This window comes from Bacillus sp. 05T22 (assembly GCF_056396765.1).
The window spans coordinates 1-12,485 of sequence record NZ_JBFTMC010000064.1 but is presented as its reverse complement, the minus strand read 5'-3'; the positions used below and the strand labels follow the sequence as shown (position 1 = coordinate 12,485).

Annotated in this window: 13 protein-coding genes and 2 pseudogenes; 11 read left to right on the top strand and 4 right to left on the bottom strand. The window is 33.2% G+C overall.

The window, feature by feature from the left end; translation table 11 throughout:
- Positions 1-224: 224 nt before the first annotated feature.
- From AC1DIT_RS18035 to AC1DIT_RS18025, 3 genes and pseudogenes are all read left to right on the top strand, one after another.
- Positions 225-947 (top strand): annotated as a pseudogene (locus AC1DIT_RS18035) (nucleoside hydrolase); the annotation flags it as partial.
- 207 nt (positions 948-1,154) lie between these two features.
- A complete protein-coding gene (locus tag AC1DIT_RS18030) occupies positions 1,155-1,403 on the top strand; it encodes a GlsB/YeaQ/YmgE family stress response membrane protein (RefSeq protein ID WP_016115172.1) in 249 nt (82 codons plus the stop codon).
- A gap of 95 nt (positions 1,404-1,498) precedes the next feature.
- Positions 1,499-1,894, top strand: a complete 396-nt coding sequence (locus AC1DIT_RS18025) for a hypothetical protein (protein ID WP_003197987.1) — start codon at positions 1,499-1,501, stop codon at positions 1,892-1,894.
- A 198-nt stretch (positions 1,895-2,092) separates the two neighbouring features.
- Here the strand turns inward: AC1DIT_RS18025 and AC1DIT_RS18020 are convergent, their stop codons facing one another.
- A complete protein-coding gene (locus AC1DIT_RS18020) occupies positions 2,093-3,298 on the bottom strand; it encodes an MDR family MFS transporter (RefSeq protein WP_016115171.1) in 1,206 nt (401 codons plus the stop codon).
- 63 nt (positions 3,299-3,361) lie between these two features.
- Between AC1DIT_RS18020 and AC1DIT_RS18015 the strand changes: the two genes are divergently transcribed.
- From AC1DIT_RS18015 to AC1DIT_RS17995, 5 genes and pseudogenes are all read left to right on the top strand, one after another.
- The gene (locus tag AC1DIT_RS18015) at positions 3,362-5,137 is read left to right on the top strand and encodes an ABC transporter substrate-binding protein (RefSeq protein ID WP_016131489.1); all 1,776 of its coding nucleotides are present in this window, start codon (positions 3,362-3,364) and stop codon (positions 5,135-5,137) included.
- Between the two features lie 160 nt (positions 5,138-5,297).
- Positions 5,298-5,921, top strand: coding sequence for a YhbD family protein (locus AC1DIT_RS18010; RefSeq protein WP_016131488.1), 624 nt, complete (start codon positions 5,298-5,300; stop codon positions 5,919-5,921).
- Between the two features lie 13 nt (positions 5,922-5,934).
- Complete coding sequence (locus AC1DIT_RS18005; RefSeq protein ID WP_016131487.1) at positions 5,935-6,645, top strand: polymer-forming cytoskeletal protein; 711 nt, start codon at positions 5,935-5,937, stop codon at positions 6,643-6,645.
- 24 nt (positions 6,646-6,669) lie between these two features.
- Positions 6,670-7,377 (top strand): hypothetical protein, encoded by a 708-nt coding sequence (locus tag AC1DIT_RS18000; RefSeq protein WP_033671249.1) that lies wholly within the window; start codon positions 6,670-6,672, stop codon positions 7,375-7,377.
- Between the two features lie 23 nt (positions 7,378-7,400).
- Positions 7,401-8,844 (top strand): annotated as a pseudogene (locus AC1DIT_RS17995) (MDR family MFS transporter).
- 57 nt (positions 8,845-8,901) lie between these two features.
- Here AC1DIT_RS17995 and AC1DIT_RS17990 read toward each other — a convergent pair.
- Positions 8,902-9,222, bottom strand: a complete 321-nt coding sequence (locus AC1DIT_RS17990) for a hypothetical protein (RefSeq protein ID WP_016115165.1) — start codon at positions 9,220-9,222, stop codon at positions 8,902-8,904.
- A 292-nt stretch (positions 9,223-9,514) separates the two neighbouring features.
- On the opposite strand from AC1DIT_RS17990, the gene AC1DIT_RS17985 reads away from it, so the two are divergent.
- Complete coding sequence (locus tag AC1DIT_RS17985) at positions 9,515-9,913, top strand: YxeA family protein (RefSeq protein WP_016115164.1); 399 nt, start codon at positions 9,515-9,517, stop codon at positions 9,911-9,913.
- A gap of 110 nt (positions 9,914-10,023) precedes the next feature.
- Here the strand turns inward: AC1DIT_RS17985 and AC1DIT_RS17980 are convergent, their stop codons facing one another.
- Positions 10,024-10,455 (bottom strand): GNAT family N-acetyltransferase, encoded by a 432-nt coding sequence (locus tag AC1DIT_RS17980; protein WP_016115163.1) that lies wholly within the window; start codon positions 10,453-10,455, stop codon positions 10,024-10,026.
- 263 nt (positions 10,456-10,718) lie between these two features.
- Here AC1DIT_RS17980 and AC1DIT_RS17975 point away from each other — a divergent pair, with 263 nt between their 5' ends.
- Positions 10,719-11,579 (top strand): DegV family protein, encoded by an 861-nt coding sequence (locus AC1DIT_RS17975; protein ID WP_016115162.1) that lies wholly within the window; start codon positions 10,719-10,721, stop codon positions 11,577-11,579.
- 142 nt (positions 11,580-11,721) lie between these two features.
- Here the strand turns inward: AC1DIT_RS17975 and AC1DIT_RS17970 are convergent, their stop codons facing one another.
- On the bottom strand, positions 11,722-11,925 hold the full coding sequence (locus AC1DIT_RS17970) for a hypothetical protein (RefSeq protein ID WP_016115161.1): 204 nt from the start codon (positions 11,923-11,925) through the stop codon (positions 11,722-11,724).
- A gap of 482 nt (positions 11,926-12,407) precedes the next feature.
- On the opposite strand from AC1DIT_RS17970, the gene AC1DIT_RS17965 reads away from it, so the two are divergent.
- A partial coding sequence (locus AC1DIT_RS17965) for a helix-turn-helix domain-containing protein (RefSeq protein ID WP_476998333.1) occupies positions 12,408-12,485 on the top strand: 78 nt, incomplete at its 3' end.

Here is a 12,485-nt window from a genome sequence, read left to right as displayed (position 1 = left end):
GACACGATAGTTGAATAAAATATAAACAATTTTATTATCTCCATATAACCGCCAGTAAATAGGCGGTTTTTTTATTTGATACTGTTTCACCACCTTGTCTTTTTCGCATAATAATAATAGTAGAAAATGATGAAGAGGAGTGAGAGGAGTTAATAAAAAAATAAACTTTTTTGGAGATTTTGGTATCAATGATGCATTTGCTTTAATTTATGCCGATAAAACATGCAACATTATTTCTTTTGTATCCAGATGTAATGGACCAAGTATGCGCTTATTATATAATGGGTGGCGCATTTTTATTTCCAGGTAACGTTACCCCTGTTTCAGAAGCTAACTTTTACCCCGCATTAACGGGCAGTAAGACCCCCACCTCAAAGTTCAGCGAAAGCAAAGAAGTTAGGTGGGGGATCAACTGCCCATAAAAGCCCGATTCGTTCAACTAATAATCAGAGGAGGATGAAGAAAACCCCCACTGATTAAAGTTTCACTTTATGGAGATCCAATTGCAACTAATATTGTCATGAAATATGCCAAGAATGTTAGTGTTTATCCGTTAAATGTAACGCAGCAGGCACTTATTACTCCTGAAATGGAAACATTATTAATGAAAAGGGAACAGGGCTAGCAAAACTAATTAAGCCAATGATTGATTTTTATTATGAGAACTTTTATAAAAAAGAATACCTTGGAATTGGTGGAAGTCCCATTCATGATTTATTACCGTTTATTTCATTAATGAATGATAATATCTTTGAATATAAAAAGTCTGCTGTATGGATAAGTACAACAAATGACGAAACTCGAGGACAAAGTGTAGCTGATTTTAGAAAGATTGCTGAACCCATAAGATTTGATAATCGGTCTGTACAAAGAATGGCCATTGATTTTAACTATCAAACGTTTTAAAAAAATTTATGAGAACAATGTTGAAACCAGATTGTTCTTAGGGAATAAGGCTATGAGATCATCGAGGAATAATATGGTTTGGAAAAATAATTTATTTTGAATGGATACAAAACTGTATTAATTCAATTGTATAAAAAGCTATACGTGGCATTTAAGGTATAACTTATCAAAAATAGTAGCATAACTAATGGTAAGCAATAATTTATAGGTATTATTTTTGTTTTGTAAAATTAAGGAGGTATAGTGATATGGCATTTATATGGTCTTTAATTGTTGGTGGTATTTTAGGATGGCTAGCAAGTTTAATCGTTGGTAAAGATGTACCTGGTGGTGTGATTGGAAATATTATTGCTGGGATTATCGGTTCTTGGCTTGGAACATTATTATTGGGTACGTTTGGACCGGTTATCGGAGGGTATGCAATTATTCCAGCATTAATTGGTGCCATTGTTTTAATTTTTATTGTCAGCTTATTACTGCGTGCAATACGAAAATGAAATCAGGTGGATCGCTGACAATTGTCAGCGATCCATTTTTGTATTATTTGTCCTAATCTGTTATGCTACTGTTATACAATCAGGAGGTGTCAGCATTGAAATCATTTACAGTAAACTTTCATCAAGAAGACAATGCAAAAGCAACAACAGTACATAAGTTAAGTGAAGAGGACTTCAATAAAGTAACAGAGAATGGTACTCGTCATCTATTTGATCTAGATACAAATGTTGGTTTCTTTGTATTCTTTGATGCAGAAGATGCAGAAGGCAATGAACAATACTTAATGTTGCAATATGAAGGAGATCACGAAGAACCAAGTGCTTGCTATGGATTTGATTTGAAATTATTCTATCAATTTTTAGCACTGTATTTAAATGACCTTGAATTCCAAGGTGAAACAGATGAGGAAGAGGAAGAATATGGTCCAATTCATCATTTAGCTCATTTACTTTACCACATCGTTGAAGATGGAAAAAGTATTGAAGTATAAATACATAGCTAAAGCTGCCTTTAATAGGGCGGCTTTTTTATTTTGTATAAAATTCATAAAAATGGTTATACAAATTGTTAGCAGAAATCTTAAAAAATAACAATTTATGAATAAAGAATATATACATGTAGAGTTTTCCCCAGAGGACAGTGTTAATAATATGGCAGGGTAGTTGATATAAGAAAAAGAGCTGTTCTGTTATAAGGACAGCTCTTTTGATTTATTACGCTCTACTGAATATACAAAGTAAGTTTGAACAATTCCTCCGATTATTAACAAGCAGGCGCAAATATAAAATAGAGTGCCGCCGCTTACATGACTTAATATAACTGCACCTATAGCAGGGCCGCACGTTCGAGAAATATCCCAGTGTATGCCGTAGATAGAAAAATATAATCCCCGCTTGTGACTTGGTGCTATTCTGGAAACAAATCGTAGTAAGTGATTTAAAGCAATACTTTCACCAATTGTCAGGAAAAGCAATGTGAAGAAGAGTGACCATAATGTTGTAGAATAACCATAACCAATAGCAGCGAATGTATAACAAATATATGAAATTACAATTATTTTAGGCATTGAAAATCGTTCAGACCATTTGACAAGACCAACTTGCAGGATGATTTCCATTACAGCTTTACAAGTTGAGATAAATGCGAGAACGAATAAGAAATTTGGAAAGATATTTTCTGCAAATACACGATAATTCGTTTCAGTTTGGGCATAGAAAAAGCTAATCGGAAGAGTAGATATCATGAGTCCAAATATAGCATAATGCTTAAAAATAAACTGTGTACGTGTTGTTACTTGTGCTGATCTTTCATTAGTTTGAAGAATTGGAGCTGTTTCTGGCAGTTGTGTCCAGACGAGAATGGCATACAGCAGGAGAGTTACAGCTTGAATGATAAATAAGTATTCAGGGTGACTATTGTAAAAAAAGGCACCGATGAATGGACCAATCACAGCACCGATAGCTCCTACTGTTTGAAGAACAGCGAATATTTCTGCTTGTTTTTCTTGCTTTGTTAAATCTGCAATTTGTGCACGTTGAGCAGGAATATATAAGGAGCGGCCAATACCATTCATCACATATAACAAAGCAAAGAATAGGACTGATTCAGCAAAAATAAATCCGCCTATTGCAATTGCCTGCACGAATAACCCGAGTAACATAATTTTCTTTCTACCGTAGCGATCTGTTACACCTCCAGCAATGATTGTGAACACAATATCAGAAAGTGGCTGCAATCCAAACAGAAGCATTGTCAGAATCACATTACCTTCCAAAGCTTTATTGACATGTACAATAAAAATAATCGCTAACATCGCTTCAGTTGTTCTTGTTAACAATTCACCTAGTAATCGAATCCAAATAGGTTTGCTATAACGTTTTATAAGATGATTCATTCTTCATTTCCTCCTTTCTATATGGAAATCTTAAGATAGAAGCAAGAAATGAAAAAGGGTAGAATGAAAGAGTGGGATTTTTCACCTTTTAGGGGGATGGATATGGTTATTTTGGATCAGTATGTTCAGCTGTGGCTCCGGTATGGAAAAGGGAGAACAGAGGGAGAAAAAATAGAAATATCATTACAAAATATATCAGAAACAGTGTTTTGTACGGATCGTAATAGTAAATTTATTATAAAAAAATTAGAAGAGCTAACTTGGATTTGTTGGTTTCCAGGACGCGGGAGAGGGAATCTGTCAAAGTTATCGTTTCAAAAAGATCCTGCTTCCTTAATTTTAGAAAAGGGGAAAGAAATAACGAAACAGGGGGATGTAAAGGGTGGAAAAGCATTTGTTGAGCAATATAGCTCATATTTCTCCGTATTAGAAAAACAATTCCAAGCTTGGATAGATTCGATATTTGGTTATCAAATTGAAATGACTTCTCGAGGAAGACAAGATGTACTGCGTTTACAAGTTGAAATGAACCTGAAAATTTCTTTAGATCCTGTATATGCTACAATGCGTTCGGAGTGTCATATGGTAAAACATCTATATGACACGCTTATTTATGTTAATGAGAGCACAAATACAATAGAGCCGAGACTCGCTTTTCATTGGGAATATAATGACAATCTAAAACTATGGACTTTTTATTTACGAAAGGGGGTTCGATTTCATAATGGAAAACGATTTACAGCTCATGATGTTGTATATACATTTGGTAGGTTTATGAATAAAGAGGATAATCCGTATTCATGGATGCTTCAACATGTTGAAAGTGTTCGTATTGTAAATGAATATATTGTAGAAATGCACGTGCATACGGAAAATCAGTTATTGTTACATGCTTTAAGCTCAGAACAGTGTTCTATTGTAATAGAAGATGAGGAAGACAACCTAATTGGAACAGGACCGTTTAAACTGTGTGAAAATGATGAGTCTATTTTTGTATTAGAAGCGCATGATTTGTATTTTCGTGAACGGCCCTTTCTCGATCGGATTGAATTATGGAATGTGCCACAAAGTATAGATACATATGATGTGTTGGTGAAGGCGCAACATAAAGAATTAGAAAAGTATCATAAGGAACTTTCTATATTGGAATCCAATGTAACATATATAACGTTAAACACTGAGAAACAAGGACCTATGCAAGATGTTACATTTCGAAAAGCATTGTATAAAATTATTCATAGTAACAAAATAATAGATGAGTTAGAGGGAGAGCGTGGCGAGGTAGCAGAGGAATTAGTATTAACGAATAGCTCTGTCCCGGGAATTGAGGAGGATATTCATACCCTTATTGGAAATAGCAAATACAATGATGAAACATTATATTTATATACATTTAAAGAGAAGGATCATGTAGAGGATTCATATTGGATCCAAAAAGAATGCGCCAAATATGGAATTGTAATTGAAATAAAGTTTCTRGATGCAGAGGAATTATTACAGGTTCAAATGATAAAGCAAGCAGATATCATTCATGATAGTGCTACCATTAGCGAGCAAACAGAAAGCAGTTTTCTGTATATGTTTCTTTCAAAAAATAGCTTTATTTATCAGCATAGCTCTCTGGATTTTAATGAGCAATTACATTCATATTTTATTGAACCTAATTTTGAAAAGCGGATTACACTGTTACGCGATATAGAGGACACATTGTTACGTAATATTCATATTGTTCCTTTATATCGTAATAAACAACACATACGTACACATGAAAAAGTGCAAAATATAATCATCAACGCTCAAGGGTGGATTGATTTTTATAATATATGGTTTAAACCTTAATATATAAGCATTTAATAAAGGTTCTTTTGAAAAATCAAAAGGGCCTTTTTGTATGGAAGTACATTTTGATTTTGAACATTGTTTCGCACATTTTTATAAACATCCATTTACAATGTAACAGTGTTATGTTACATTGTTGTTAGGAAGGAGTGTTATACAGTTGAGTACGGATTTAATTTCAAAAAAGGATTTATTGGAACTGACTGGTATTTCATACGGACAGCTATATAGGTGGAAAAGAAAGAATTTAATACCAGAAGATTGGTTTGTAAGAAAATCAACTTTTACAGGGCAAGAAACATTTTTTCCGAAAGAAAAGATATTAGAGCGTATTGATAAAATTCAAACAATGAAAGAGGATTTGTCTCTTGATGAATTAGCGAATATGTTTTCACCAAGTGTAACAGAGATTTCTTTAACGAAAGAAGACCTGATACGAAAGGGTATTGCCTCCGAACCGGTTGTACAGTTTTTTATAGAACAAACGAATAAACCGGCAGAATTTCAATTTCTTGATATTCTTTATGTATACATTTTAGAAGAATTACTGCAATCTGGAGAAATTAGTTTAGAAGAAGGTAAGATGATACTGCAAGTGCTGCATGAGCATTATGAAATCATGAAACAAAAGAATAGTAAATTAGTTATGGTTCGAAAACTAGGTATTGCTACATGTTTCTTAGTTTCAAATGTGGAAGATCTATTTTTTGAAAAAGGCACGAAGATAGTCGTACGTTTAACAATCATGCAATATACAGAAGCGTTAAAATCAAAACTATTGTAGTGGAGGAGAAATAATGCATACAGAAAATTTAATTATAAATGGCTATGGTTCTTCAAATGGTGGAGAGTTCCATAAAGTACAGTTAAATGGAAAAGGAACTGTTAATGGAAATGTTGACTGTGATGATTTTGAATGTAATGGGTCAGGTAGTGTAAATGGTGATTTAAAAAGTGAGCGTACAAGAATTAGTGGCTCCGGAAAAGTTGACGGGCAAGTAAATACTGAAAACATGCGAATTGATGGAAAAGCAACGATTACAAAGAATGTAAGTGCTAATAGTATGAAGATTTCAGGTAAAGGTACAGTTGGTGGTACTTTAACTGGAGAAGAATTAAAGATTTGCGGGCAAGCGATTATAGATGGTAACTGCGAAGTGGATGTCTTTTCATCAGAAGGGCAGTTTACAATCGGTGGCTTACTGAGCGCGGATGAAATTGATATCGACATTCATGGTACATGTAGAGCGAAAGAAATAGGAGGTCAAACAATTAAAGTAAGACACAGACCAACAGCATTTAGTAGACTTTTTAAAACGGTGTTCGGATCACATTTAGAAGCTGAATTGTTAGAAGGTGACAATATTGATATTGATTACGTGCAAATTAAAACTGTAAGAGGCAACAATGTTACAGTGGGGCCGAATTGTGAGATTGGACTTATAGAATATACGGGAGTTCTTCATGTCGATAAAAATGCAAAAGTAAAAGAAATTCAGCAAGTTTAATTTTTTATGGAGAGAGGAATGGAAATGGAAAAGCAAAATAGTCTCACTTTGAATGGTTCGGGTAGTTCATCAGGTGGAGCCTATAATAAGGTGAAAATTCGGGGCGAAGGAACAATTTCAAATAATGTGAATTGTAATGAATTTAAAGCATATGGAACGAGCGATGTTCATGGTGATATGACGACAAAGTCGTATATTGTGTATGGAGATAGTGAAGTACAAGGTGGTTTGCATGCTGAGTATGTGAAAGTGTATGGTAACACACAAGTGCAGAATGATTGTCACATTAACAAAATAAAAATTCGAGGAATGTTCGAAGTGAATGGAAAGTTATCCGGAAACTTTGTGGACATTAAAGGAGGACTGACTGTAAAAGAAGATATTGAAGTTGAAGAATTTTTATTAACGGGTGGTCTTGAAAGTGAAGGGCTTTTAAATGCTGAAAATATTAACATTATCTTGCGTTATGAAGGAAGTAAAGTAAGAGAAATTGGTGGAAAAAAGATTACAGTACGAAAAAAAGCTAGATTTATTCCTTTTACAAGCCATACTGGTAATCTTCAAACATCAATTATTGAAGGTGATGACATTTATTTAGAGCATACAATAGCTGAAGTAGTGAGGGGAAACAATGTTACAATTGGCCCTGGCTGTGAAATAAGTGTTGTTGAATATCATACTAGCTTTAATCAAAAAGGAAAATCAGTTGTAAAAGAACATAAACAAATATAGTTGTAAGAGGGAGAGCAAGATATATGGTTGCAAAGAATAGTAAACTTAGCTTGGTAGTTGCTGGTTTATTGCTAGGGATTTTAATGGCATCAATGGATAATACCATTGTTGTTACAGCGATGGGAACAATTGTTGGCGATTTAGGTGGATTAGAAAACTTTGTTTGGGTGGTATCGGCGTATATGGTAGCAGAAATGGCAGGAATGCCGATTTTCGGAAAACTATCAGATATGTATGGTAGAAAAAGATTCTTTATTTTCGGTTTAATTGTCTTTATGATTGGTTCGGCACTTTGTGGTACAGCAGAAAATATTACGCAGTTAGGTATTTATCGTGCGATCCAAGGTATTGGTGGCGGGGCACTTGTTCCAATTGCCTTTACCATTGTTTTTGATATTTTTCCGCCCGAGAAGCGCGGGAAAATGGGTGGATTATTTGGTGCGGTCTTTGGATTATCTAGTATTTTCGGTCCTTTACTTGGCGCATATATTACAGACTACATTAGCTGGCACTGGGTGTTTTATATTAACTTACCGCTTGGTATTCTATCACTTATTTTTATTGTATTCTTTTATAAAGAATCGCGCGTTCATCAAAAACAAAAGATTGATTGGTTTGGTGCAATTACACTAGTCGGTGCAGTTGTTTGTTTAATGTTCGCATTAGAACTTGGTGGACAGAAGTATGATTGGGATTCTACTTTTATTTTAAGTTTATTTGCGGCATTTGCTATTTTAATTATTATGTTTATTTTTATTGAAAGAAAAGTGGCAGAACCTATCATATCGTTTGAAATGTTTAAACAGCGCTTATTCGGGATGAGTACAATTATCGCTTTATTTTACGGGGCTGCTTTTATGTCAGCAACTGTATATATTCCTTTGTTTATTCAAGGTGTATATGGCGGATCGGCAACGAATTCTGGCTTATTACTATTGCCAATGATGTTAGGATCAGTAGTTACAGCACAGTTAGGTGGATTTTTAACATCAAGTATGGTTAACCATTTATATGATTATTATCGGTTTTGGCGTAGGTTTCTCATTCTCTGTATTAAGTATGGCTGCAATTCATAATTTCGGTATGAACCAGAGGGGATCAGCAACTTCAACGAGTAACTTTATCCGCTCATTAGGAATGACACTTGGGATTACAATATTTGGTATGATTCAAAGAACAGGTTTTCAAGATCAATTAGAAGAAGCATTTAAAGGAATGGACGGCGGAATAAATAGCGACGCTCTAGGGGATTCAAGAGCAATTCTTTCAGAAGGCGCAAGATCTCAAATTCCGCCACAAATATTAGATAAAATTATTGAAGCCCTTTCAAGTTCTATCGTTCATACTTTTATGTGGGCGTTAGTTCCAGCAGGTTTAGCATTCCTGTTCATCTTTTTCATGGGGAATGAGCGAATGGTATATAAGAAAGAACAAGGTAAGATAAAGGCTGAAACATCAAAAGCATAGAAGAAAAAAGCTCCATTCTCAAATAGAAAGGAGCTTTTTTGTATGTAACTTTACAAATTAACCTTCGATTACTTCATATTCTTCGTCTGCTAATAATAAAATCTGTGTTTTTTTACCTTTGTTTTGTACTTCAATTACATCGTATGTACCTAGGTCTCTTAGTTTGTTTTGAGAAACGTTTACCATTACTTCAATAGAATCGATTAAAATATCTTCTTCTATATATGATTCAGGCAATGCCATATCCTCAGTATCTAATACACATGTGTATAGATTTTGTAAATCTGCAGTAGATGGGTTTTGTTCCTGGGCATCAATGATGTTTTTTACCGCATCCATATTTTCTTCTTTTACTTGATACACTTTAATTTTAGCCATTTTTTAATCTCCTTTATAACGTAATCGTAGAAGCTACAGTTTATTATAACGTTTTTTAGTGGAAAGATGAAATTGTTTCCTTATTATCATTCTCAATTATAATATTCGCATCCAAAAGTTCGGATAGGAGAAGTGCTATTCAGTGAAGGGAAAGGAAATCCTTGCTGATTCAAAATCAGTTCGAATTTATTACAAAAGTGTAAGGTTTTTGTAAGGAAAATAGATAAATAGATCATAAGGTTTCTGATAGTATACGAGGTGTCACATACTATTAAAACAAGAGGTTGAAAACATGAAGAAACTGTTAATAACTTTGATTGCTTTTCTCGTATTATTAGGTCTTTTAATGACTGCTTTTGTAAGCATTGATTGGGATTTAGCTGAAATGAAGCAAAAATTGGGCAAAGATAAAATGTATGTTCATATTACGGAGAACGGAAAAGAATATCAGGTAGATAAAGATGATCCTACTTGGAAGCGTTACGAGTATAACGTAATTGCATATGATAAAGATGGAAATAAGACGAGTATTAAGTTCGATGCTAATAAAAATTTAAAGCTAAATGCTTTTTTACGTGTGTATGTATTTGATAAACCAAATAGTGAGGGATATAAAGGGATTTCAACATATGAAGAAGTCCAACAAAATGAAATTCCTAAAAAAGCACTAAAGCAGATGGATAAAAACTAATATATAAGGATTGTTCATAGATGAAAAGGCAGCATGTATAATTGTACATGCTGCCTTTTTGTTTGAAGAAGCAAATAATGGTATGAAATGAAGTTTGAATTTAAAAGTGTTTATAATTTAAACAACAAAACATTTTTATCATATTCCTGTAAGCACCATTTATATTTAATCAGGATAATAGGCGGAACAGTCTCTTGATCAGTATTAACTTCTTTATAACCATATTTTTTATAAAAAGCTGTTAGCTCTTCGAAGGGGATGCAATAGACATTAGATGCATCCGACTGTTTTGCTTCTTGTACTAAAAAAGAGACGAGATCTCCGGCTAATTTATAGCCTCTGTATTTAGGAAGTATATAAATACCACCCATTTCTATGGTGCTCTCATCAATCTGAACTAGACGTCCAAGTCCCGCATATTCTCCGTTGTATATTACAATTGCTACTTTATCTTTTTTTAAATCACTCGGTACAAATCCAACTGTTTTATAATGATGATTAATCCATTCTAAATCCTCTGATGAAGCAAATTTTATTTTCATAAAAATACAATCCTTGAAAAATTCTGATATTTCTATTGTATAGGAAACAAAATAATTTGTAATGAAATAATAGTACTTGATTCAATTAGATATAACTCGTTTGAGAAATTGATTTAATCATGAAGTTAATTTCTCTACATTCCGTGCATAGAATGTAGAATAGTTTAATAATACTTTCTCTTTCTTCATTCCTGTTTTACGTATATAATTTAAAGGTAATTGTTCTTATTTTAGTATACTTATAACAGAATAGAGGTTTAAAAATGAGCGTTAAAATCATTACGGATAGTGCTGCTGATTTACCAAAAGAATTGCTGCAAGCTTATGATATAGATTTGATTCCGCTTCGTGTATATGATGAGGCAGAAACAGAGTATTTAGATGGAGTAACATTAGATTCGGTCCAATTATTACAAAAGATGAGAGAAGGCGAGGTATTTAAGACATCGCTGCCATCATTAGAAACATTCCAAGAAAAGTTCGTTACATATGCAAAGCAAGGTACACCTTGTATATATGTAGCTTTCTCTTCTGAACTTTCGGGTACATATCAATCTTCAGTAGTGATTAAAGAAGAAGTACAAGAAACATATGCAGATTTCGATTTAGAAATTATTGATACAAAATGCGCTTCACTTGGTCAAGGTCTTGTTGTATTAGAAGCTGCGAAAATGGCTAAAGAAGGTGCATCAAAAGAAGAAATTTTGAAACGAATTGCTTTTCTAACAAAACATATGGAGCATATCTTTACTGTGGCTGATTTGCAGTATTTAGTAAGAGGTGGGCGTTTAAGTAAGGTTGCTGGATTTATTGGTGGTTTATTAAACATTAAGCCGATTTTAAATGTAGAAGAAGGTAAGCTTGTACCACTTGAAAAAATAAGAGGAAGAAAAAAAGTTCTAGGCCGAATGGTTGATATTATGGAAGAGCGTGGGAAGAACCTTAAAGGTCAAACGATTGGAATTACCCATGGTGATGATTTAGAAACTGCGAATGCATTAAAAGCATTAATTACTGAAAAATTTGGCTGTGAAGTATTTATTGTAAATACAATTGGTGCAGCAATCGGAGCGCATACAGGACCGGGCGTATTAACATTGTTCTTCTTAAATGAAGTAGAGTAAAGGATTGATCTTTTTGATCAATCTTTTTTGTTATACAATTATAAATAGGCATAACATGTTATCTTGCAAAAAAAGCACCTGAGGTCAATTTAAAGTGAACCCTATTAATGGGGTTCACTTTAAATCCTCAAGTGCTTTTTTATTATTCATTGATTTGCTTTTTTACAGGCAAGAAGCTCGAAAGGAAAGTAGTGAGAACTAGTATTAAACCAATGTCCTCATTCGTATCAATCACTAAATTATTATTCCATTGATATATATAGGATGCTAGTATTAAAAGCAAAGCAAGTCCTGCAACATATCTTACTGTTTTTCGCGCCTTTTTGTTATGTGTTCTCCAAATCATAATCATCCCTCTTTCTTATTTAATAAAATATTTTTGATTTCAATCATCGATAAACTGTAATAAAACAATTATTATTTTATCTATTACGTTTTCTGAATTTTATTATGAATAGGTAATAGACTGTCCATATGTAATAAGTTAGAGTGATAAATTGAATATCAATTTATTGCATGAAATTCATTCATCATATTTGTGTGAAAAATAAGTGCAAGCTGCTAGAGATAGGATAGAAATAACAATTGTTTATATTTGCTTCAAATTTTTTCTAGCAAGTTTATCGTACTTAAAATATACAATGTGGTTTATGTTAATAACAAGTAGTTGAATTTTATAAAAAAAATGACGGAAAAATTGGATTTTTTACCAATTTTTTTAACAAATGGATAGAAATTATAGAATTACAACGGTACAATTAAAATAGAGTACATCAGTATATAAAACGTTATTTCATTATTAGGAATGTTTAAATAAGGGGTGGGAACATGCAAATTGGGGAAAGAATCCGTCAAATTCGTATACATAAAGGAATGACACAAGGAGAACTTGTATCAGGAATATGC